This is a genomic window from Heyndrickxia vini, assembly GCF_016772275.1.
Classification (GTDB): domain Bacteria; phylum Bacillota; class Bacilli; order Bacillales; family Bacillaceae_C; genus Heyndrickxia; species Heyndrickxia vini.
In genome coordinates this window covers 2,248,992-2,273,294 of record NZ_CP065425.1, presented here as the reverse complement: position 1 = coordinate 2,273,294, position 24,303 = coordinate 2,248,992, and the positions used below count along the sequence as shown (strand labels likewise).

Genomic DNA, 24,303 nt, shown 5'->3' with positions numbered 1-24,303 from the left:
CCAGAAAACGAAAAAAAATCCTGATTACAAAAAACGAATAATTCATTTTCTGTAATCAGGATTTTATGGTTCCTGGTAGAGACCCTCTAGCCATATTCTAGAGGTTATACAGTTTATATTTAGTTTTGTAGTGATCACTTTGGCTATTTTACTATGCTTTTTTTTATTTTTCAAGTAAAAAATTCTTCTCACAATATCTGCGTGAAGGAAAACAACCCATTTGACCGATACACAAGCAATTTATTATCATAAAACCTAGAACATTGCTAAGAATTGTTTTTTCGGTTCAAGTCAATTAAAAATGCAGGTGACATAATGAAGATAAATCGAAATGACCCATGTCCATGTGGAAGTGGGAAAAAGTATAAAAAGTGTTGTTTATTGAAGAAAAATGTTGTGCAAATAGGTGCAGTAAGGGAAGAACGTTTTCTTCAAGAACGGCATGAACTTGTTTTGAAATTGAAAGGTTTTTTAGATAGAAAAATTTCAAGTAACCAAATGTTTCAATTACATTCGGATTTCCTGAGAAGAACACAAGCAAAAATTCCAGACAATGAAAATGGATTTTTCGAATACTGGCTCATTTTCTTTAATTTTTACGAAAATGGTCTTCGTGGAATTGAATGGTTTTTGAGAGAAAATAGCTCTAAGCTAACCAACGATGAGAGAAAATTGGCTGAGAATTGGGCCAAACTAACACCAAAAATCGTTCAAGCTATTGGGAGGACCAACACAAATATTCTATTTGAAGAGGTAGATACAAAGGAAATGTATTCAATTTTAGATAAAAATGAATATGTACCTGCTTTTGCACCATGGGTTGGAACGATTAGTTTAATAGAACAGTTCGAAAATCAGGATTATTTCCATGGTGTTAGAATATTTTTGGGACCACAAAATCTTAGCAGGGTAAAAGCGTTTATTCAAAAGTTAATGGATGAAACGAAATTAAGTCGCGATCATGTTTTCTTTGAATACTATCCTGAAATCATCGCAGAATTTATAGGCGAGGATTCAAAAGGTCATGATGTTGATCGAAAAGTAAAAGAAATTCACGAATTTACAATCCAGTATCAAGTCAGGGATCAGGTAGCCGTCATAGATTTCCTGCAAGAAGAATCAGAATTTGTTATAGATACTTGGGAGAAAGATGACAAAAAACTTAGTTGGCTTTGTAATTGGAAAGAATTTTTCGATAGTGAGATGAATGGAAAAGCCCAAATCGCTGAAAAATTAGGAACGATCTCATTAGAAAAAAATCTTCTTCAATTTTATTGTAATGATAAAGAAATTTTTGAACAATTTAAACAGAAGGCGGGCAAATGGGCAATATCCCTTGAGTTAGTTAATGAAAAGATACAATCGCACATCATTCCGTATACAGTTGAGATAAAAAATATGGCTGTATATTTCGATGAAGATGTACCGAAATATTTTGCGCTCTATGCTCAAACCAATCTAAATTTTGCTCTCGATCGATCACTTCCAATGTTTGATCAGCTTTCACCACATGAATTGATGGAAAACGGTCGAGTTGATGATGTGGAAATATGGTTAAAACAACATGAATATACCATATATCAACTTGTAAAAAAAGATTATGGAGAAGTAGAAATATCGGCAGATTTTAATACCGTCCGAAAAAAACTAGGGCTCCCATTTTCTCCTTTTGTTACGGGAGGAGACAATCGATTCTCGGGGATTGTGCCAATCAAACCACCTCTCGTGAAAAATGAGGATATCCCGTTTTATGAATATCTAGGATTTATGCCCGACACAATTGACAACTTTTATGCAAAATCATTAGTAAGCTTTTTCAAAGAAAAAACCGATGGTAAGAGTGAAAATACGATAAGAAAATATAGAAATAGTTTATATGACTTAAGAGAGATTCTTGAAACCAATAGATTAACTAGTTGGGATAAATTGCAACAAACCAATTGGGAGCGAATCGTTTTAAAAGATTATTTTGATCTGTTCAATTCTGTAAGTAAGACACAGGTGAAAGACTTTTTAAGTACACTCAAATCATTGACAAAATGGCTGGATGCGAAGGAAAATACTAATCTTTCTGGAGACTTACTTAAAGCAATTGAGAGAACAGAGAAACAACGATTACGAATTATAGGCATGTAAAAATTAGGAGTGAATAATATGTTCGATCCGACAGCATATGAAAATATGAAAGTTGTGGTTGAGGGTGCAGCTTATGATATGGATTTAGATGGCCTGATTAAAGTGATTGATCGCAAGGATATTGTCGATTTAGCAACGCTTTCAAGATGGTATGAAATAACCTATTGTTTAAATCACTCATCAGAAATATGTGCGAAATTAAGACTTGAAGCAAAACTAAATCAGTTAGCCACTGAGCTTTTACAAGTAGGAATTCAAAAGCAAGTTGGGAGTTTTGTCTATCTTTCATTTTCATGGAATCAGGAAGAAACAAACTACTTTGAAATAATAAAACACCATTGGGGTCCTAACTATATATACGATGAACGTAGAATCCATTCCTCCTTACAAGGAATTCAAGAAGAAATCATGATCAACTTTTCACGTTTCATAGTAGAGGAAATGATCGATGATTTAGTAGAAATGTTTTATTATTCTGTTGAGACATTGAAAGAATTGAATAAAGGGTGAAAACCATAAAAATACTTTAGAAATCTTCGTTGCTTTGAAATGATATGTAAAAAGTTGAAAGGAGAAAGGTTATGGTTTATATCGCGCTTCTTCGAGGGATAAATGTAGGTGGAAAAAATAAAATTGACATGAAGTTGCTTAAACAAACGTTTGAAAAAGTCGGGATGAATGATGTGGTAACATACATCAATACAGGTAATATTATTTTTTCATCCAAATGCTCATCAAAAAAGGAACTATCACGTATTTTAGAAGAAGCGATACATAATGTTTTCGGATTACTAATTAAAGTAGTCGTTCGTAGCTTCGATGATGTCAAATCAATCATTAACGCTATTCCGGATACTTGGAAAAATGATAAAGACATGAAAAGTGATGTCATGTTTTTATGGGATGAAATTGATAATGAATTTGTACTTGAAAATTTGGTCATCAAACCAACGATTGACACGGTAAAATATGTTCCCGGTGCAATTCTCTGGTCTGTTGACAAAGAAAATGTAACCAAGAGCGGAATGTCAAAGATAATTGGATCAAAGATATACAAACAAGTTACGATCAGAAATGTCAATACCACTCGTAAAATATATGAACTCATGCTAGCTCAAAATAGCTAATTGGACATTTTTTATATCATTTTGTGCAAGGAGGAATTTTTATATGCATTATGGTCCTAATCCTAATGCCATTTACCCAAACGAGGCAATTAAAAGTATCTGCTTTATTAAAAACGTTGTCACACGATCAAATATTATTGTCGGTGACTACACATACTATGACGACATAAACGGTGCGGAAAAGTTTGAGGAGCATGTTACACATCACTATGAATTTATTGGAGATAAGCTGATTATCGGCAAATTTTGCGCAATAGCAAAGGGAATTGAATTTGTCATGAATGGTGCAAACCATAGAATTCATAGTGTCACTACCTATCCATTTAACATTATGGGCAATGGTTGGGAGAAATCGACGCCAACACTGGAAGACTTACCTCTTAAAGGTGACACTGTAATTGGAAACGATGTGTGGATCGGTCAAAATGTCACTGTCATGCCCGGCGTGCACATAGGTGATGGGGCAATCATTGCGGCCAATTCTGTCGTTGCAAAAGATGTCCCCCCTTACCATATTGCGGGTGGGAATCCTTGCAAAATTATTAAGAAAAGATTTGATGACGAACTTATCGATCATCTCCTTACCATTAAATGGTGGGATTGGCCCGCTCGTAAAATTTTTGATAATCTTGATACTCTATGCAGTGGAGAACTGACAAAAATTAAGGAAATTTAATAGCACATCATGAACAAAATGGGAAGTCGAGAATTAATCATTCTTGGCATCCTATTTTATTGTTTTCGTTTTTTTACTCATTAAAAATTATCCATCCTTGCGAATTTTTCGCTCATTTATAAATGGTCATATCGCAGAATAGAAAGGGGAAAATGATGCCATTAGAACTCATTCGTCATGATATTACAAAATTGAAAGTGGATGTGATCGTCAATGCAGCCAACACAGCTTTGAAAATGGGTGGGGGTGTATGTGGTGCAATCTTTCGAGCTGCAGGTGCCAATGAACTTCAGAAGGCATGCGATAAAATCGGTGGATGCCAAGTCGGGGAAGCAGTTATTACAGAAGGCTTTCATTTAGATGCAAAATATATCATTCATACCCCGGGTCCGGTTTGGCAAGGGGGAGGTAACCAAGAAGCGGAACAATTAATGTCTTCTTACAATCACTCTTTGAACCTAGCAAAAGAATATCAGTGTGAATCCATTGCTTTCCCATTGATATCAACCGGTATATATGGCTTTCCAAAAGAAGCGGCATTACAAATTGCAATCTCCGCTATTAGTTCGTTTTTAATTAAACACGACATGCTTGTCTATCTCGTAGTTTTTGATAAAACATCCTTCGGAATCAGTCAGAAGCTATTTTCATCCATCCATCAATACATTGATGAGCATTATGTAGCTGAAGTTGAAAAAGAATTTATACGGAGTCGAGTGGAACCACTGGAGGCTGAATTTCACTATGAGGATCTAAACAATTCTTTGGAGTTTCTTTTGGATCAGCTGGATGAATCCTTCTCTGAACGCCTTTTGCGATACATTGATGAAAAAGAAATGACAGATGTTGAAACGTATAAAAGGGCAAATATTGACCGCAGATTATTCTCGAAGATTAGGAAAGATATAGACTATGCGCCAAAGAAGAAAACGGCTGTAGCTTTTGCCATCGCGTTGAAATTAGGTTTAGAGGAAACACAGGAACTGCTGACTAGTGCAGGCTATACTTTGTCACACAGCAGTAAATTTGACATTATTATTAAGTATTTTATCGAACAAGAAAATTTCAATATACATGAAATCAATGAAGCATTATTTGCTTTTGATCAGCCACTATTAGGTTCCTAAAATGTCGCTTTTGAGGCGACCTTTTTTTATCTGATTCTTGCTATTCTAAGTTCATCAAAGAATGGAGGATGATTAAGGATGAAAAAGAATTCAACTGAACTGGTGTTTATTTTAGACAGAAGCGGCTCAATGGCGGGACTTGAAGTAGATACCATTGGTGGTTATAACTCAATGTTAAAGAAACAACAAAAAGCTGAAGGAGAAGCCATCATTACAACTGTATTATTCAATCACCAATACGAATTACTGCATGATCGAATAAATGTAAAAGGTATCGCACCGATTACAGAAAAAGATTATGAGGTAGGGGGCACTACTGCATTATTAGATGCGATCGGTTGTAGCATACAAAAGATGATTAATGTTCAAAAGAAAACAAGTATGGAAGAACGTGCAGAAAAGGTTGTCTTCGTCATGACAACTGATGGCATGGAAAATGCCAGCAAAGAATATACAACAGACAAAATCAGGAACATGATTCAGCATCAAAAAGAAAAATACGGATGGGAATTCATTTTCCTTGGAGCGAATATCGATGCAATCGCAACCGCTGCTAACTTTGGAATTGATGAGGACTTCGCTGTTGATTATCATGCTGATCGGGAAGGAACGCAAGTAAGTTATGAAGCGATAAATGAAGCAGTGCTTAATATTCGTAGTGGGGAAAAGATTGATCGGTGCTGGAAAGAAGAAGTAGTGAAGGATTTTAATCGGCGTACGAGTGAAAGGTAATAAATATTGGTGGTACAAGTTTGATTTTTGTATATGCGGACACCAATTCCGTTAATTGTGACAAAATACCTTATTTCCCTATGTTCGCGGACATATGTTCCGTTATTTTGTAAAAAAGCAGTGATTTCTCAGCGTTTTTTGTAAATAACGTCTCCTGTGTCCGCTTCGCTATTAAAATATGACTCTTTAACAGAAATAGCGGACCCTCAGTCCTCGAAAGATTGAACCATATTATAAACTTCCACCAACCACATGATTATTGCACAACTTTTTGCTATGATGAAAGAAATTCATGTTTTAGGGGCTGGTGGGGAAAAATGTATAAAATTGGGGTTGTAGGTCCGGCTGCATCGGTCGACCGGATTTTAAGTTTGGTAGAGGAATATCAGGATGAGTTGCAATTTACACCCTATACGTATCATGATTCGAAGGAAACGGTAGAGATTATCAAGAAATACGGCATTCAAGTGAATGCCTGGTTATTTTCTGGACAGATTCCTTATGAGATTGCTAAGAAAGAACTCGGGAATGACGCGAATATGGCTTATGTTCCAATCATGGAATCCAGTTTTTATAAATCCTTTTTGGAGATGACCTATGAACAAGGAAAATTATTGAAACAGGTAAGTGTCGATGTCATTATGCCAACAAACGAATTGGAGGAAGCGTTGGAACAATTAACCGTTTCTTTTGATCATGTTTACACGAAACCATTTTGGTCTGATATCGATTCGAAGGAAATCCTTGATTTCCATTTGGACTTGTGGAATTCCGGAAAAACGGAGGCGGTTTTAACCTGTTTTTCAAGTGTATATCAAACCTTGAAGCAACTAGGGATTCCCGCATACTGGACAACCCCGACCCGCATGCAGATTCGGCAAACGCTTAATATTCTTACAGAAAAAATACGAGCTTCTTACTTTAAAGATACACAAATTGGTGTGATTATCATTGAAATTGAGCAATTTGATCGAATCATTGAAAAAACAAAAACACCTTATCATCTACAATACTTGGAACTTCGTTTTAAAGAAATGATTATTAAGCTGTGTGAGAAATTAAATGGATCATTCGTCGAAAAAGGCAATGGAAGATATTTAATTTTTAACACACGTGGAGCGATTGAGAGAGAATTGGAGTCGATTAATAATACGATTCAATACTTGTCTTCAGAATCAAATACAACAATTGCAGTGGGCATTGGCTATGGGAAAACCGTTCATTTCGCGGAGGTGAATGCCACATTGGCACTACAACAATCAAAGGAAAAAACAAAACAAGAGATTGTGATTATACAAGAAAATGGAACAGTCTCGGAGTTAATGGTTAACCAAGAGTTGTTTGAGTATTCAACACGTACCGATGACCAAGAAATTTTGAAGAAATTGAAAAAGGGAAACGTTAGTGCGAAAACCTATAATAAAATTGTTGCTATTATTCATCGGTTAGGATGGAGCGAATTTACCGTCAAAGATTTAGCTGATCAACTTCAAATGACGGAAAGAAATGCTAGACGAATAGTAACGGATCTATATAATATTGATCTTCTCCAATGTGTAGGAGAAGAATTAGCTACAAATCGCGGGCGACCAAGTAAATTATATAAAATAAAATAAGCATCACAGATGGTGCTTATTTTATTTTTTGTCTATTTTTAAAAAATTATTGCAATTTATAATATAGACAATTAATATTATTTATAGACAAATTCCTTAAATATTCCGAAAATGAACGATGAAAGCGTGGACATTTTCTGCGGTTTAAGCTTTGTAGGCAAAGGGGGCGTTTACATGACGAAAAAAAGCTATCGTTTTTTTGATTCCATTGAAAGGGTAGGAAATAAAATCCCGAATCCTTTTCTTTTGTTCGTGTATTTAACGGCAATTTTAGTCGTTGTTACAGCGATTATCTCTTGGTTAGGCTTAAGTGTTCATGATCCTGCAAGTGGTGAAGCTGTACGAGTAAAGAATTTACTAAGTGCAGAAAGCTTACAATGGTTTCTGCCGAATGTGATTAAAAACTTCTCGGGCTTTCTTCCATTGGGCTATATTTTAGCCTTAATTTTAGCATTTGGATTAGCTGAGCAAACAGGTCTATTGGAAGTATTGATTCGCAAAATGACCACTGGCATTTCAGGTAAGTATGCAAGTTATGTTGTTGTATTTATCGCGTTCTTCAGCCATGTTTCTTCCGATGCGGCAATTGTTATTATGCCACCGTTAGGAGCGATTATTTTCATGGCCGTAGGAAGGCACCCGATTGCAGGGCTTCTAGCTACAATCGCCGGGGTTGCTTCAGGCTTTACCGCAAATATGCTCATCGTAACAACAGATGTTCTATTATCGGGAATCAGCAGCCAAATTTCAACGAGGATTGATAAAGCTGTATCTGTCTCAGTACTAGACAACTGGTTCTTTATGGCAACTTCCGTTATTCTCCTCACGATTGTGATTTCAATAATTACGGACAAGTTTGTAGAGCCACGTTTAGGAACGTTTAAAGGAAAAGTAGAAGCAAAGTTAGAGAAGATTACACCTCAGCAAAATAAGGCACTAAAAGCTACGGGAATAGCGGGTCTTATTTATGTTGTAATCATTGCATGTATGGTAATTCCGAAATCTGGTATTTTACGAGATCCAGAGCATGGAACGGTTTTGCCTTCACCATTTATGTCCGGAATTGTCGGCTTAATTATGGGGTTATTCTTTGTCGTTTCCATTACATACGGATGTGTTGCTGGTGTGATCAAAAAGCAAAATGATATTCCGGAGCTAATGGTAAAGCCGATGAAAGGAATGGCTGGCTTTATTATCCTTGTTTTTCCTTTATCTCAATTTGTCGCACTTTTCAGTTATAGTGACATGGGGAAATTTATCGCGTTATCAATTGTTTCCGCTTTAAACAAAATGGGCGTCTCTGGATTGCCTGTCGTTATCGGTTTGTTGTTTATATCTGCTTTAATGAGTCTATTTATTGCGAGTGGTTCAGCGATTTGGTCGATGCTGGCACCTGTTTTTATCCCATTATTTATGATGCTCGGATATCATCCAGCATTTGCACAAGTCGTGTTTCGGGTGGCGGATTCATCGGTTATTCCATTGTCACCAGTCTCCCCATTCGTTCCGTTATTTCTTGGCTTTCTTCAAAAATATCGGCCGGATGCAAAACTGGGAACCTATTACTCTTTAATTCTTCCATATCCGATTATCATTTTAATCGTTTGGATTTTATTCGTAGTCGTTTGGTATTTGTTGGGTCTTCCAATTGGTCCAGGCATCTATCCGATAATGAAATAAGTTACGTAAAAATTTAAAGGAGTGAATCATATGGTGGACTTAATAGAATTAAGAAGAGACTTACATCAACATCCTGAAGTTGGCTTTACCGAATTCAGAACAGCCGGAAAAGTCATAGAATTATTGAAGTCATTTAATATTAAGGTGAACTATGGCAAAGAAGTAATGGACGGAGCATCCCGCAGAGGGGTCCCCGATGAGGAAATTCTTGAACAGGCGTATGAGAGAGCTCTAAAAGATGGAGCAAATCCTGAAATCATCGAAAAAATGAAAGGTGGATATACAGCCGTTATCGGTGAAATTGAAGGAAATCAGCCGGGGCCTGTTGTCGCCTTTCGTTTTGACATGGATGCTCTGCCTATTTTAGAAAGTACTGAGGAAGATCACGTACCTGCAGCACAGAATTTTCGCTCGAAATACAAAGGAAACATGCATGCGTGCGGTCATGATGGTCACACAACAACCGGAATTGGGCTCGCCGAGAAATTAAGTAAGGGTGACTTTCCAGGAAAAGTAAAACTGATTTTCCAGCCCGCAGAAGAAGGCGTAAGAGGAGCTTATTCTCTTGTACAAAAAGGGATTCTCGACGATGTGGATTATCTTTATTGCTACCATTTGGGCGTAGGAGTACCGCTTGGTGAATTCCATGGTGGAACGGGTGGATTTTTAGCAACAACGAAATTACGAGCTGATTTCACTGGAACGGCTGCCCATGCAGGCGCATCGCCCGAACATGGCCGTAATGCCCTTTTAGCAGCTGCAACGGCAACATTAAATATTCATGCAATCCCACGTTTTAGTGAAGCAGATACAAGGGTCAATGTGGGAGTGCTGCAATCCGGGGCAGCGGCCAACATCATTCCTGAACACGCTAAGCTCATTTTGGAAACGAGATCCTCCTCTGAAAAGGTAAATAAAGAACTGGTAAAACGAGTAGAAAGTATCGTGAAAAGCAGTGCCGACATGCAAGGTGTGACGGCTGAAATAGAGGTCATAGGTGGTGCGATTCCAATTAACTGTGATAAGGAACTTGTCGATCTTGCCCAACAAGAAGCACAACATATTCCAGGATTTAAGACGATTTCACAAGGTTCATCAGACAGTGCATTAGGAAGTGAAGATGCATCCTACATGATTCACAGAGTTCAAGAAAATGGTGGAAAAGCAACCTATATGGTTGTCGGTGTGGATCATCCCGCACCCCATCACCATCCAAAATTTGATATTCAAGAAGAAGCATTATTCAATGCGGTTTCATTATTAGAACGATTAGCACGAAGAACCTTATCCGAAAAAAAGGTCGTAGTGACGAAATAATTCTTAGGGAGGCGTTTTGAAATCATGACTTCATTGTATTTAAAGGAAATTGAAAAATTAGTAGAAAATAAACAAACAAATTTTGTTGAACTAGCAGATAAAGTTTGGGAATTAGCAGAAACAAGATTTGAAGAATTTGAGTCTGCAAAACTATTAACGAATGCCTTAGAGGAAGCCGGATTTGTTGTAGAAAAAGGTGTCGGAGGGATTGAAACAGCCTTCACAGCGACATTTGATCAAGGTGGACCGATTGTTGGGATTTTAGGAGAATACGATGCCTTATCTGGTTTGAGCCAAGAGCGAAAGGAAGCAGAAGCAAAGCCAGTTGTCCCGAATGGAAATGGTCACGGATGCGGTCACAATATGCTTGGCGTTGCAGGGATATCGGCGGCTGTAGCTTTAAAAGACTTCCTCGAAGCAAACCCGCAAATAAAAGGTACGGTGAAATATTTTGGCTGTCCCGGTGAAGAGGGTGGATCCGGAAAAACCTTTATGGTTCGTGAAGGAGTGTTTGAAGGAATCGACGCTGCCTTAACGTGGCATCCTGAATCATATAGCGGAGTATTTCATCAAAGCTCTCTCGCAAACTACCAAGTGTATTTCTCCTTTAAAGGAATCGCTTCCCATGCGGCAAATTCACCGCATTTAGGCAGAAGTGCCTTGGATGCAGTAGAGCTCATGAATGTTGGTGTGAACTATTTACGAGAGCACGTCATTCCGGAAGCGAGAATTCACTATGCCGTTACCAATACGGGTGGAAATTCACCGAATGTTGTTCAGGCAGACGCTGAAGTACTTTATCTTATTCGTGCACCGAAAATTAGCCAAGTCATTGACATCTACAATCGGGTCATCAATATTGCCAAAGGGGCAGCATTAATGACTGAAACAGAAGTAGAGGTTCGTTTCGACAAAGCTTGTTCGAATTATATTCCGAACTCAGTACTTGGTGAAGTCATGGGAGGATACCTCGAAGAAGTGGGCTTCCCTCATTACACGGAAGAGGAATTGGAATTTGCTCGCAATGTAAAAGCCACTATTACCGCTGGTGACGTTGAGAATAAAATCAATGATATCAAGAATATAACTGGCTACTCCGTTAAAAAAATTGAAGGTTTTATTCAAGGTAGTCCATTTATTGAAAAGGTCATTCCGTTTCACAAAACAGACGGAATTATGTTCGGCTCGACAGATGTTGGAGATGTGAGTTGGAATATTCCAACTGCACAATTCTGGGGAAGAACCTTCGTCTTTGGAACCCCGTTGCACACTTGGCAAGTCGTTTCACAAGGCGGATCAACCATCGGCACAAAAGGAATGATCCAAGCAGCCAAAGTCCTTGCCGGAACAACCTTGCACCTATTCGAACATCCAGAGCTTATCGACAAGGCTAAACAAGAACTTGCCAGTGAAAAAGAAGGCAATGAATACATCCAACCGATTCCGAAAGATGTAAAACCATCAGCTTTAAAATAGGAAGTAAACAGAAGAAGCTAACCACTTTGTCGTAATGAAGTGGTTAGCTTCTTCTATAGGCCTTGTTACAAGGTTCCCGGTGTTTTCATTTCAATTATTTTAATAAAAACCACTAATTTATTTTAAAACGATAAACGTTTTCAAAAAATTAAGCCACTTGGCACTGATTGAGTATCGATGTCAGGTGGCGGCATAACCTTTTTAATTGTGTCTACTGTCATTGGCTGTCCTTTTTTAGAATCGTGCTAATCAAAGGTATGATTCGATCACTTTCTTGAAATCTTGATTGATCATGGAATTGAAAGCCTTATTAAGTAACACTTTTCTTTGATCGTTTAATATAAGTACTGGATAATAATTCACGACAGGACTTCTTCTAACTTTTAGTTTCTGATATTCGATTTGGCTAATCTGTTCTTTTGGAATCAACACTTCTTGTCCTTTTACTGTCAAAACAATCGTATTTTCATAGATTGACAATTTTTCACTTCGTTTAAATAGAAGTAAGTATAATCCGATGAGTGCAAACACGCCTCCAATAATCATTAACATCATTTTTGCATAGATGAAATTTGCGCCGACAATCGCTATAATGCCTAAAAAAATAAATGCAAAACCATTTTTGTTGCTGTCGGTCTTACCAGCATACAAAAGTTCACCAAAATCATTCAAAATTATTCCTCCTAATTGTTATATAAATATATCATTTTACCCATTTTTGGTTGATTACACCAAAAATGATAGTGACATTATACCATCAGTAGATTGAAGTTTACAAGAAATGACAGTGTTTAATAAGGAGTTAGGATGGCAACCCCATTTGATAGGAAGGTAATACTAATTTTGGTATAATTATCATCGAACAAGGAGGGGGAATTTTTGTTTTTTATCAATTTACTGAGAGCTTGGTTATTTAGGGGATGGTTTTTCCTCGATCTGGTAGTGGGAATTCTTTATGTTGTCTTGTTTCTTTTAATTTCGATCTGGTTATACATAACGATTAAGAAGATCAAAGCTGGGAAGAGCAGTTTTAAGCGTACATTTACAGTATTGGGTACTATGCTTATTGTGTATTTTTTTATCGGTTGCTTTGTTCTGCTTGTTTTTAACGGAGCTGGACGCCATGTCGATGTTAAAGCTGAAGTACCTTCATTAACTATTAATAAGAATGGGAAATCGCTAATAGTCAATAAAGTGGCAATAAAAGTGCCCAATGGACAATCTAATGGCATTTCCACCAGTGTATCTTCTTTTGAATTTATAGCAGTTAATCGTGTGACAGGACAAAAAGAGTGGACAAAAAAATCAAATTGGCAGGATTATGTCATTGGCCAAACGAATAATGAAATGATTGTCATCAATACGAAAAAGAAAAAGCTTACCTTTATCGATCTACTCACAGGAAAGGAATCCATGTCAGAAAAGGAATTTTATCAAAAAGTTCCGGGAATAGAAGGAAAGCTAAGCTATAATTTTACAGACTATTATATTGATAATAAGAAGGATATGTATGTTTACGGAATAGATAATCACTATTACAAGATAGATTTAAAAGATTTTTCACTAAAGGAAAGTGACAATTACAAAAAGATTATCAATGATCATACCTTTGACAATGCATTTTTCAAAACCGGAGATCTGCAGGTGTTTGCAGCCAATGATGAAACTCAAAAAGAGATCCAGGACGCTTTGAAAGAGATCAATAGTCATTTAATCAATCTATCCATCTTGGCTTATGATAAAAAAGATTCAACTGGCTACATTTCATACAATGAAAAACGAAATGATGATTCACTAACTTTTTCAAAAGTGAATTTGCAAAATAAAAAAGTACTTTGGTCTACTACTATACAAACAACTAATGAAATCATAGGGTTTATCGAGAACAACGATCTTTATATACAAAGTGCCGGTTATGTTTATCGTATTTCATTGACAGACGGCAAGGTACAATACAAATATAGTTACCTGTGGAACAAATCCGTTAAATAAGCAATTTGTTGAAAAGTTTGAGCTTTGGGGGATCATGCCTAAAGCTCATTTTACATTATCTATTAGAATATGGTTGAATCATTTATCGTAACTGTGAATGCAGTTGTTATTTCTTTTGTAAAACGGAAATAACTCACCCGGCTCTAGGTGGGTTAATCCTAGACTAGTAGGGTAGGAACATTGGCTGCAATCAATGTTCCTTTTATTATATTCTGGATATTTTAAGTATGAACAAATTAAAGGACGCTTCAAATGAATCAATATAAGAGTCATTTGTGTTGTCAAAAGAAGAATGGAAGACGAATTATAATAATAGATCACGACTTACATGCATTTTGTCACATAATATTCATAAATCAACTGAATATGTGGTGCCTTTTTTATACACAAAACCCTATATAAAATATGAAAGCAATTTTAGATGAAGAAAAGGGAGTGGATGAAGATGGCAAAGTATAGAATGGTGCGTTCTGAATTTTGGAAGAGTCCAATGGTGCTAGAAGAGATGACCCCGGAGGATAAGTATTTTTACCTTTACCTGCTTACGAATCCGCATACGACACAAATTGGAATCTATCGAATTACGAAGATACAAATGGCGTTTGATTTAGGCTATTCAATTGAAAGTGTGCATTCGTTAATGGAGCGATTCGAAAAGCATCATCAGTTGATTCGATACAATCCTGAAACGAGGGAACTGGCAATTAAGAACTGGGGAAAAGAAAACCTCCAAAAAGGTGGAAAACCAGTCATGGATTGTATTGTTTCCGAATTGAAAGAGGTCGAGGATCTTTCACTTATCCAATATGTTTTAGAATCTATACATAAGAAAGAGATTAGGGGCCTATATGAAGCTTTTTATCAACAAAATGCAATGCACATGGTGACTGGAGAGAAAGATGAGGATGAAAAAAATGTATGTATAGAATTTAACGATGCGTTAACGACTCGATATACGACAAGCGGACAAAATGGAGAGGACGAAAAAGACTCCTGCATACAATTTGACGATACGTTAACGACTCGTTTTACGACACGTGGGCAAAAAGAAAAACAAAAAGAAAAAGAAAAACAACAACAAAATGATCTCTATCCAAGTATAGAGAATAACCCAGACATAGCGAATCCGTCACTAAGTATTCCAAAAACCGATGATGTGAAAGAAATTATGGAGTTTTGGGATGCAAACGGATTTGGTTTTACGAACGTAAGTGCAAAAGAGCAGTTGTTGTCGTGGTTGGATAATTCAAGCTTTCTACAACTTAACAAAAAGGAGTGGGAAATATGTATTTTTCAATAAACGCTTATAAATATCTATCGGGTTTTGATAACACATTTCGACTACGTAAAGATGGTACTTGGACAACATTAGAAGAATTCACATCGTTTGATCATACTAGAGAAATGCTTTTTAAATCATATAAAGATGCTAAGTTTTGGCTTGATTCAACTGGTAGAGTAATAATTAATGGAGTAGAATCAAGTACTATACCTAAAGGAGAAGGAAAATTATTCGATGATGGTTATTCTTTTGAGATAGTTGCACATCGTACAACAAAACCGAAAAATCCAGTTATCACAAGACAACAAATAAAAAATGTATTAATCAAACGGTGACGATAACGTTTCCAATTCATTGGTGATTGATTATTAAGGGATACCTAAACTAATTCAATTAGGAAATAGAACGCCAAGCGCAATCGAAGAATATCCAGTTAGATTTGAAACATTTGCAGCAGGGAATGGATATGTAGGTTCAATAAACGTTTTAAATCATTTAGAGACAACCTATCAAGCATTATTAGAAGCCTGGGCTATGCATATCACCACTGGTTGCTCCTTTTATATCGATTGTGCAAGTGGGGAGGATACGGAGGAAGAATTAATAGACGAAATTCAAAGTGGGATAAGCATTCTATTCTAAAGCCAAACTTGCATTTTGGCGATTAAATTATATGCTGTTTTTAGTTATAAAAAGAAGAAAGAAAGAAAGAACCCAATCAGTTCGTGATATCATTTCCATTTCATCATGTTTTATATATTAAGTTTCTCAAAGTACAACCTAAAGTCTTGAATTAGAAAGAGTATATACAACATGATAATCCAGTAACCGCCGCACTTTTGAGTAAAATGGATTATAAAAAAAGAAAAAGTTCAGGTAAAGAAGGAATTTCTTAGAATGATTCCGCGAATGGAACTGAATTCAGCAAGAGCTCATTTAATTGCAAGCTTTTTTGATCAGTATCTAATCCTTAATGAGGAGGAAGAAGAGCAATTGGAGAAGGATATTAAGTCACTTGACGGAAAAGAGGCGATGAAAGTGATGGAATTGAAAACGGCATGGGAAGTAAAAGCAGAGGAACGTGGGATTGAGAAAGGAATCGAGAAAGGGAAAAGAGATGCAACAAGGCAGCATTAATGACTGAAACAACAGAAGTATGTGTTCGGCTTGACAGATGTAGGAGATATGAGCTGGAATATTCCGACCGCACAATTCTAGGGAATAACCTTTGTCTTTGAAACCCCATTGCACACATGGCAAGTAGTTTCCCAAGGTGGATCAACCATCGGCACCAAAGGAAGATACAAGCAGCCAAAGTCCTTGCCGGAACAACCCTGCACCTATTGGAACAACCAATGCTTATCGACAAGGCAAAACAAGAACTTGCCAAGGAAAAGAAGGCAATGAATATATTCAACCGATTCCAAATGATCTAAAGCCGTCAGCTTTAAAATATAAATAAAAACCACGCGTGAGAACGCGTGGTTTTCTCTGCGGCTGAAAGCCTTTGTTGCTGACCAGACCTCAAAGACCTTCTTCTTACTTCCGTTTCTTTTTCTTTACCTCTTCACCAGTGAATGGATCAAGGTATTCCATCATACTTAATTGTTCCGCGACTACGTCCTCTTGTATCTGGTTACGTATATATTCTTCTATCACCTTTTTGTTGCTTCCAACTGTATCCACATAATATCCAGTACACCAAAATTTCCGGTTCCCATATCTATATTTCCGGTTTGCATGACGATCAAATATCATCAAGCTACTTTTTCCTTTTAAATATCCTACAAACGCCGACACACTTAGCTTAGGTGGTATACTTACTAACATATGTACATGGTCTTTACACGCTGTGGCCTCGATAATCTCTACACCTTTTCTTTCACATAGAGTACGCAGTATTTCCCCGATATCCTTTTTAATTTTTCCATAAATTACTTGTCTCCTGTATTTCGGGGCAAACACGATGTGGTACTTACAATTCCAAGTTGTGTGTGCTAAACTATTAGTGTCTTTGGACATAAAAACTCCTCCGTATGCTAAATAATTGGTTGGCGAACCACATTTATTTTAGCACCCCGGAAGAGTTTTTTTAATACCACGCTGAAAGCTTTTTAGAACCTTGGCCTAGCCTAGGGTTTTCGTTTCTACAAGAAGAAAAAAGCTAACCATCTATGAATTAAGTGGTTAGCTTTTTCTATTATCAATTTAAGAATATGAATCAAGGTCATACCCCTAATTTCATAAAAGATTACTTGACTTTTGATGGGGCTCCTGATCCGGTTAGGTATATAGAAAAGAAAAATCATAATTAGGATACGTGGCTAAAGGAGAAGGATAATCATTTAAACCCAACGAATTTGAAGGTGTAAAGCCTAAATCGGTAAAAATTAAATTTAAATGAAGTTTCGACAAAAACGTATAACAGATTTACGAAAAAAGTATAGCATCCTCATTACGAGAATATTAATATTCATTTATTAGCTTTTTACTCCTAATTTATTTCTCAACATTCTTCGGAAATTTTCCTTTTCAAAGATTTTCCGTTCCTAATCGACGTAATTTGATATAATATCAATGACTACTTACAAATGTTTACAAAATACGATTTTGTATAATTTAGATGCTAAAGAATTGGCAACTATACTATTTTTATTAACATTGGAATATCATTAAATGATGAGTAGATGTAATATAATTGAAATTTGAAAGAAGAGGTTAGGAAATGAAAGAAAAATTGATCCACATGAGGGACAAGCTCAACGATATCAGTAGGCGTAATCGTTCAATAAGATTACTAAAGCTTTACAACAAATGGAGCTTCGATCTAACGGATTTAGATAAATTGGATGAAAAAAAGGTAAGTGTAGATAAAGAAGTAAAGATAGGTACGAGTTCTAAAATTGTAGAGGAGATTATTAAGCAATCGAATCGAGAAATAACATTATTGAAACCAACATTGAATAATGAAGATTCTATGGTCCTATCGAGAAAGCTTACTGATCTATCAAGAAATATAAAAGCTATAGAAGAAGAAACAGGAATCCATGATTTTTATTTGGGGTATCCATTCTTATCAGGTACGTTTTCCGATAATACCTTTTTTCAAGCTCCATTTTTCTTATATCCAGTAAAACTTGAGAAGAGTAATATTAACACACAAAAGTGGGTATTAAAGGTTGAAGATGAAGGGGAACCACAAATCAATCGGACTTTATTCTTAGCTTTTCAAAAAATAAACAATATAACATTTACAGAAGATTTTTTTGGAAAATTAGCTGAACTTTCCTCAAATGTCAATTTCGATGCATGGCTTACTGTTTTAAGGGAATTTGATATAAATGTTTCTTTTACTCCTAAAGGAATTACAAAATTAAAAGAATATCGAAAAGAAGATATACCTGAGGTCGTGAATTTAACACTTTTAGAAAATGCAATCATTGGAAATTTCCCTCAAGGCGGCTCGTCTTTGGTTAAGGATTACGATAGCTTGATTGAACTCTCTATTGATAGTGATTTGGCTTTAGTGGGAGAATTAATTGATCCAAAAGATCGGGAAATAGATACTGAAAATGATAACCATGTTGTAGATTCTGAAACTGAAAATCCCGATATATTAAACTTATTACAAGCAGATGGGTCTCAAGAAGAAATTTTGAATGAAGCACGTAGTGAAAAAGGTATCGTTGTTCATGGCCCACCTGGTACTGGAAAATCTCAAGTTATTGTTAATTTGATTACTGATGCGCTCAATCAAGAAAAGAAAATATTAGTTGTTTCTCAAAAGCGTGCTGCACTGGATGTTATTTATCAGCGACTAGATGGATTAGGATTAAGTAATCATATTGCACTTGTTCATGATGAAAAAAATGATCGGAAGAAATTATATACAAAAATCGGATCTGATCTTGAACAAAATCGAGTAACTAATGAAGAAGCAATAGATCATTTGAAATCTACTTCAAAAAAGTTGTCAACGCAAGAAGAATTATTGAATAATATTGCTCATGCATTATATGAATATCAGGATTTTGGTTATCGTTTGTACGATTTATATGGATATGCAACACCAGTGGATGATAAGACACAAATCATTGATGTGAGCAAAGTATTGCCCCACTTGAACAAGGAACTGTTAGCCGATATTTTAGAAAGAGTATACACATACGCGGAATGGTTTGAACAATTTGGCGATGAAAAGTATGCTTTAAAAGATCGCAAATCGTTTGCTAATTTAGAAATAAAGGATAAGCTTGAAGCGGTAGAGTTACTGAATAATCTAATTCAAAAAGCCAAATATGCTGTGGAATATTTAAATTCCTTAGACTATGAGAAAATTACCCCTGCATATACTTGGTTAGTTCAAAATAAGCTCGATAAAGTTTACCTGGATTTAGATGATGAAAATAAACGAACCATGCAAGGTCTTCGGTTGTGGTTATGGACAACTTTTTCAGGTAAATCCATTATTGAAGAATTAATTGAAGGAGAAAAATTTAAAGGAACAAAATCAACAGAATGGATTAAAATTAAGAAATCCTTAATAATTATGCATAAATTAGGCAAAGAAACAAAAATGATGGCCGAAGAAATTGACAAGTTAAAAAGGTACATTAGTGATGCGAAAATTGAAGAATTTAAAAATCGTATATCAGAAGGAGATATCCCGTTATCCGATCTCGATAAAATTGTAGAATATATACATCAAGATTTTGAAGAACTTCAACAGATGGATCGTTATTGGGATAACAGTTCAGATTTGGAGAAAGAAGTGATAATCGAATTACAGAAAAAAACCCCGCAAACCGATAGTACCCTATCCGAATTTTGGACTGATTTATTAAGAAACTCAACATACGTTCATTGGATAGATCTAACGGAAAAAAAATATCCACAAGTGCAAAAGGTGTCAACAAATGAATTTGCGAGAATTAGAGGATCATTTGCGAAGCTTATTGATGAAAAAAGAGACATAGCGGCTCAATATTTAAAGTATTCTCTTTCAAAAAATGTAGAAAAAGTCCAAACAAGTCATCCAAAAAGAATGCGAGAACTCAAACATCAAGTAGGGAAGAAAAGTAGAGTTTGGTCCTTAAGAAAGATGATAAACGAATTTGCTGAAGATGGCCTAGAAGATATTTTGCCAGTTTGGCTAGTTTCACCGGAGATTGTCTCATCTATTTTTCCATTAAGAGACGGGTTATTTGATTTAGTTATATTTGACGAAGCATCACAATGTACCGTTGAAAGTGGGATCCCATCTATTTATCGTGCTAAACAGGTTGTAATTGCAGGAGATGAAAAACAGCTACCACCATTTAATATGTTTCAATCCTCTTTCTCGAACGATGAGGATGAAGATGAGCAATATGACATTGATGAGTCAATAAGCTTATTAAACCTAGCAAAAAGAAGATTTCCAGAGAAGATTCTTCAATGGCATTATCGTTCCAAATACGAGGAGCTTATAAACTTCTCAAACCATGCTTTTTATAATGGATATGTTCAAATTGCACCAAATGTCGTTCCGTTTAAAAATCCGCCGGCATTACAATGGAAAAAAGTAGACAATGGAAGATGGATAAACCAATCGAATGAAGTCGAAGCGATTGAAGTAGTGAGTACATTAAAGGATATTTTAATTGAACAACCCGGAAAAACTGTCGGTATTATTACCTTCAATGCAAAGCAACAAACGAAAATATTAGATATAATTGAAAAAGCAACCGGTACTGATGAAGAGTTAGCCGCTGCATATCATCAAATGATGTCAAGGGATTTAGATGAAAGAATCTTTGTGAGAAATATAGAAAACGTACAGGGTGACGAAAGAGATATTATATTATTTTCGATTGGATATGCCAAAAATGAAGAAGGTAAGATCTATAATCGATTTGGAATGTTAAACCAAAAGGGTGGGGAAAATCGATTAAATGTTGCAATTACAAGGGCTAAAGAAGGAATTGTAATTGTTTCTAGCATTGAACCTGAAGAGCTAAACGTTGCAGGTACTGCCCAAATTGGCCCTAAATTACTTAAATCGTATTTGAAATATGCAAGGGCAGTTTCCAAATCTCAATCAGATCAAATTGAGGCTGTAATTAAAGAAATCAATGAAAATGTTAACACACAAGTCCAATCAATGGAATTACACTTTGATTCACCATTTGAAGAACAAGTATATACTCAATTAAGAAACCTTGGATATGAAGTAACAACCCAGGTCGGAATGTCAGGATATCGAATTGATTTAGCTATTGTACATCCTAATGATGCGTCAAGATATATCTTGGGCATTGAATGTGATGGTGCAATGTACCATAGTTCTTCTAATGCTAAAGAAAGAGATGTTTACCGACAAAGATTTCTTGAAAATCGTGGTTGGATCATAGAAAGAATTTGGAGTCGTAATTGGTGGAAAAATCCAGCCGTTGAAATTGAAAGAATTGATCAGAAAGTGAAAGAACTAATGAAAATTCAGGAAGTACGAGAAAAGATAGTACAATAAGAGAAAGTATAAGCTTTTTGGTTCATACCTTTTTTTAAAAGTAATGGAGAGTACAAGGAAACAAGTTTATTTAGATAGAGGGAAAGCAAAGTCTACTTTTTGAAGTAAGTTAAGCAAGATGGAATAGAGCTAGTTTCAAATATTAAAATGTAAAAGACGTACAACATTAAATTGGATGTTGTGCGTCTTTTGTTTGTAAAATAGATAAAAAATTAATAATACTTCTTTTAAATACTTTTGTCAATGTTATAAATACTTAACTTGTTTGAATATATCAAAGAATAAGAAATAATCGGAACATTGAAATTAATAATAGACATAATTAACTATATGCGTTTATAATATAATTCGAAAGAAGGTGCAAAATATGTCAAATGTAGGTGTATTAACAAAAATAAATGGGAATCCATACATGCAATTTGGTAAAAAGGTATTAGTTACCCAATTGCCATTCAAAACTTTAGAAGCCAATTTTGAGGTAGATCATGAAGTTCAAAGAAAACTAGACCCTAAAAGAAGGTTTGAAATTAGAGAATATATATTAAAATGTATTGAAAAAAATGAAGACTTTTATTTTTCTCCTTTCATTTTCTCAAGTAGATCAGGGATTAAAGAGACGAATGAAGGTTGGATACTTGATCCGGGAAGCAAGATTTTTATTTTGGACGGACAACATAGGGCGAAGGCTTTCCTAAGTGCCATCAGTAATCTCAATTCAAAAAAAGAATCTGCTGAAGAGTTTGGTAACTTTGATGAGGCGGAAAAAATTCAAACATACATAGATAAATTAAAGAATTATCCTATTGCAATGCAAATTTATTTAAATCTTTCGCAACAAGAGGAAAGGCAGCTATTTACAGATACGAATACTGAAAGGAAAGAAGCCCACGTCGGTTTAATTGTTCAGTATGATCATAGAGATGAGTACAATGAATTGACAAGAAATCTAGCAAGTCAATTAGAGTATAAGTTAGAAATTGAACAAAAACTTTCAAGACTCACAAACCAAAGCTCTGCAGTTACTTCACTTGCTATTATGCGAAGATGCTTAATTGCTTTATTTGAAGGTGTATTAGGGGCAAAGAATGGTGAAGCATATCCTCGAAATTGTAAACCTTCGGACGTTCCAATAATATCAAAAGCTTTTTTTGAAATGTGGATAAGATTATTTCCACGTCAAATGGAAAATAGGAAAAAGTATGTTTCTGGATTAACAGGTATTCAAATAGCTTTGGCTTATACAGTCTATCAACTTACAAGAAATCAGTCTACCACACATATGGAAGCTATTGAAAAACTTATAGCATTAAAAAAACACTGCACTTGGAAGCACACTGATCCTCTTTTTACCCACCTCTATGATCCAACATCAGGTAGAATTAAAAATCATTCCAGCATAACTGCTATTCAAAAGTTATCTTTAATTTTTCTTTCCAAATTAGAATTAGAGAGGAAATAATTATGATCATTAATGAAATTTTTACTAAGAGACAAACCATTATTTCTTATTCTTTGAAAGAAATAAAATGTATGTTTGCTGAGGATAGGCTCGTGTTTAAAGAGGTCAGGCAATCCCAAGTAAGATCGATAAAAAAATATATTTTTGAAAATGCACATAAACAACAAGTATATTTCCCGCCAATTGTAGCGAGTGTGGATAAAGCTCAGCTTGGTAAGAAAAAGCCGCAAAAACTTACAATAATAGATGGATCGAAAAGAATTAAAGCCTTATTGCAATTAGATGACATGATTGCAAAGGCCATAAAAAGCGATAATGATGAAGAAGCAAAGAAAGCATTTATGTTAATGTATTCATTAAAAGAAACCGAATTTGCATTTCAAATTTTTGAAGGACTGACAAAACTTGAGTCCGATCAACTTTATATTGACCTAAATACAAAAGGAAAAAAAGTTTCTTTATCAAAAAGAATCGAGTTTGATTCGAGAAATGAAATTAATCAAATAACCAACTATATATTACAACACCATGCATTACTTAAAACAGCAGGTGTGGAAACAGAAAAACAGGCAATTATAAGACCCGGAAATAAAAAGTTATTATCACTGTCACAGTTAAGACAATTGGTTTCTATTTTTCTAACAGGTAATATTGCATCTAGTTCGCTTGAGTTAAATGTCAACCTTTCTCACGAATTGGCGGAATACTCCGAATTGATTATTGGCTGGTTCGATCAATTATTCGAATTCTATCCAGCACATTCCATAGGGGATTACCATGAATCTATGCTTGCAAGTTTCCCGGTATTGATTAGTGTTGCTTTATATTCAAATAAGGGATTATACCATCTTCCAATAGAAAAACGGAAAATCAAATTGCAAGAAAGAATGAGAAATATCCGAAATGTAAATTGGAAAAGGACGAATAAAGATTGGGAACAATTTAAAGGATCAAAAAAGGGAAGAGAAAAATACTTTTATCTAGCAAAAGACAAGAAAAATATAAAAGAAATAGTGAAATGGCTTGAAAATCAAAGGGGGTGAGGGAAATGTGAAACAAACTATAAAAAACCCTTAGGTAACATTGTCCGGGAAGACGGTGCCTAAGGGTTTTGGGACGTTGGAGTATACCAACGTAAGGTTAGTATACTCTATTTTAGTTGAAAATGTAAGATT

General features: G+C 35.5%; 20 protein-coding genes and 1 riboswitch. Of the genes, 18 read left to right on the top strand and 2 right to left on the bottom strand.

The features are described from left to right. Nucleotides 1-32: 32 nt before the first annotated feature. Nucleotides 33-132, bottom strand: a riboswitch (purine riboswitch). A 183-nt stretch (nucleotides 133-315) separates the two neighbouring features. The 10 genes from I5776_RS11410 to I5776_RS11365 all read left to right on the top strand — a co-directional run bounded on the left by I5776_RS11410 (nucleotide 316) and on the right by I5776_RS11365 (nucleotide 11,887). Then, a complete protein-coding gene (locus I5776_RS11410; RefSeq protein WP_202776538.1) occupies nucleotides 316-2,136 on the top strand; it encodes an SEC-C metal-binding domain-containing protein in 1,821 nt (606 codons plus the stop codon). Between the two features lie 18 nt (nucleotides 2,137-2,154). Continuing rightward, complete coding sequence (locus tag I5776_RS11405) at nucleotides 2,155-2,646, top strand: hypothetical protein (protein WP_202776537.1); 492 nt, start codon at nucleotides 2,155-2,157, stop codon at nucleotides 2,644-2,646. Nucleotides 2,647-2,717: 71 nt separating this feature from the next. Continuing rightward, complete coding sequence (locus I5776_RS11400) at nucleotides 2,718-3,263, top strand: DUF1697 domain-containing protein (protein WP_202776536.1); 546 nt, start codon at nucleotides 2,718-2,720, stop codon at nucleotides 3,261-3,263. Between the two features lie 43 nt (nucleotides 3,264-3,306). After that, a complete protein-coding gene (locus I5776_RS11395; RefSeq protein WP_202776535.1) occupies nucleotides 3,307-3,939 on the top strand; it encodes a Vat family streptogramin A O-acetyltransferase in 633 nt (210 codons plus the stop codon). A gap of 155 nt (nucleotides 3,940-4,094) precedes the next feature. Continuing rightward, a complete protein-coding gene (locus I5776_RS11390; RefSeq protein WP_202776534.1) occupies nucleotides 4,095-5,066 on the top strand; it encodes a macro domain-containing protein in 972 nt (323 codons plus the stop codon). A 78-nt stretch (nucleotides 5,067-5,144) separates the two neighbouring features. Beyond that, a complete protein-coding gene (locus I5776_RS11385) occupies nucleotides 5,145-5,798 on the top strand; it encodes a vWA domain-containing protein (RefSeq protein ID WP_202776533.1) in 654 nt (217 codons plus the stop codon). Nucleotides 5,799-6,115: 317 nt separating this feature from the next. Then, nucleotides 6,116-7,414 (top strand): hypothetical protein, encoded by a 1,299-nt coding sequence (locus tag I5776_RS11380; protein WP_202776532.1) that lies wholly within the window; start codon nucleotides 6,116-6,118, stop codon nucleotides 7,412-7,414. Nucleotides 7,415-7,588: 174 nt separating this feature from the next. Then, entirely contained in the window at nucleotides 7,589-9,094 is a 1,506-nt protein-coding gene (locus I5776_RS11375; protein ID WP_202776531.1) for an AbgT family transporter, read from the top strand. A 30-nt stretch (nucleotides 9,095-9,124) separates the two neighbouring features. Then, nucleotides 9,125-10,411 carry an amidohydrolase gene (locus tag I5776_RS11370; protein WP_202776530.1) on the top strand — a complete coding sequence of 429 codons (1,287 nt, stop codon included), beginning with the start codon at nucleotides 9,125-9,127 and terminating at the stop codon, nucleotides 10,409-10,411. Nucleotides 10,412-10,435: 24 nt separating this feature from the next. Continuing rightward, nucleotides 10,436-11,887 carry a M20 family metallopeptidase gene (locus I5776_RS11365; protein ID WP_202776529.1) on the top strand — a complete coding sequence of 484 codons (1,452 nt, stop codon included), beginning with the start codon at nucleotides 10,436-10,438 and terminating at the stop codon, nucleotides 11,885-11,887. A gap of 249 nt (nucleotides 11,888-12,136) precedes the next feature. Here the strand turns inward: I5776_RS11365 and I5776_RS11360 are convergent, their stop codons facing one another. Continuing rightward, complete coding sequence (locus I5776_RS11360; protein WP_202776528.1) at nucleotides 12,137-12,559, bottom strand: hypothetical protein; 423 nt, start codon at nucleotides 12,557-12,559, stop codon at nucleotides 12,137-12,139. Nucleotides 12,560-12,829: 270 nt separating this feature from the next. On the opposite strand from I5776_RS11360, the gene I5776_RS11355 reads away from it, so the two are divergent. The 5 genes from I5776_RS11355 (at nucleotide 12,830) to I5776_RS11335 (ending at nucleotide 16,623) form a co-directional block, all read left to right on the top strand. Then, nucleotides 12,830-13,879: a PA2928 family protein gene (locus I5776_RS11355; RefSeq protein ID WP_202776527.1), complete on the top strand. Its 1,050-nt coding sequence runs from the start codon at nucleotides 12,830-12,832 to the stop codon at nucleotides 13,877-13,879. A 445-nt stretch (nucleotides 13,880-14,324) separates the two neighbouring features. Continuing rightward, nucleotides 14,325-15,179, top strand: coding sequence for a DNA replication protein DnaD (locus tag I5776_RS11350; RefSeq protein WP_246483775.1), 855 nt, complete (start codon nucleotides 14,325-14,327; stop codon nucleotides 15,177-15,179). After that, a complete protein-coding gene (locus I5776_RS11345) occupies nucleotides 15,164-15,496 on the top strand; it encodes a hypothetical protein (protein WP_202776526.1) in 333 nt (110 codons plus the stop codon). Before I5776_RS11350 ends, I5776_RS11345 begins: the two co-directional genes overlap by 16 nt. 574 nt (nucleotides 15,497-16,070) lie before the next feature. Continuing rightward, the gene (locus I5776_RS11340; protein ID WP_202776525.1) at nucleotides 16,071-16,298 is read left to right on the top strand and encodes a hypothetical protein; all 228 of its coding nucleotides are present in this window, start codon (nucleotides 16,071-16,073) and stop codon (nucleotides 16,296-16,298) included. A 136-nt stretch (nucleotides 16,299-16,434) separates the two neighbouring features. Further along, on the top strand, nucleotides 16,435-16,623 hold the full coding sequence (locus I5776_RS11335; protein ID WP_202776524.1) for a hypothetical protein: 189 nt from the start codon (nucleotides 16,435-16,437) through the stop codon (nucleotides 16,621-16,623). A 77-nt stretch (nucleotides 16,624-16,700) separates the two neighbouring features. Here I5776_RS11335 and tnpA read toward each other — a convergent pair whose 3' ends face one another. Further along, a complete protein-coding gene (gene tnpA, locus I5776_RS11330; protein ID WP_202776523.1) occupies nucleotides 16,701-17,183 on the bottom strand; it encodes an IS200/IS605 family transposase in 483 nt (160 codons plus the stop codon). A 703-nt stretch (nucleotides 17,184-17,886) separates the two neighbouring features. On the opposite strand from tnpA, the gene I5776_RS11325 reads away from it, so the two are divergent. The 3 genes from I5776_RS11325 (at nucleotide 17,887) to I5776_RS11315 (ending at nucleotide 24,171) form a co-directional block, all read left to right on the top strand. Further along, the gene (locus tag I5776_RS11325; RefSeq protein WP_202776522.1) at nucleotides 17,887-21,669 is read left to right on the top strand and encodes an AAA domain-containing protein; all 3,783 of its coding nucleotides are present in this window, start codon (nucleotides 17,887-17,889) and stop codon (nucleotides 21,667-21,669) included. 412 nt (nucleotides 21,670-22,081) lie between these two features. Continuing rightward, nucleotides 22,082-23,128, top strand: a complete 1,047-nt coding sequence (locus I5776_RS11320; protein WP_246483774.1) for a DNA sulfur modification protein DndB — start codon at nucleotides 22,082-22,084, stop codon at nucleotides 23,126-23,128. A 2-nt stretch (nucleotides 23,129-23,130) separates the two neighbouring features. Further along, nucleotides 23,131-24,171 carry a DNA sulfur modification protein DndB gene (locus I5776_RS11315; protein ID WP_202776520.1) on the top strand — a complete coding sequence of 347 codons (1,041 nt, stop codon included), beginning with the start codon at nucleotides 23,131-23,133 and terminating at the stop codon, nucleotides 24,169-24,171. Nucleotides 24,172-24,303: the final 132 nt, after the last annotated feature.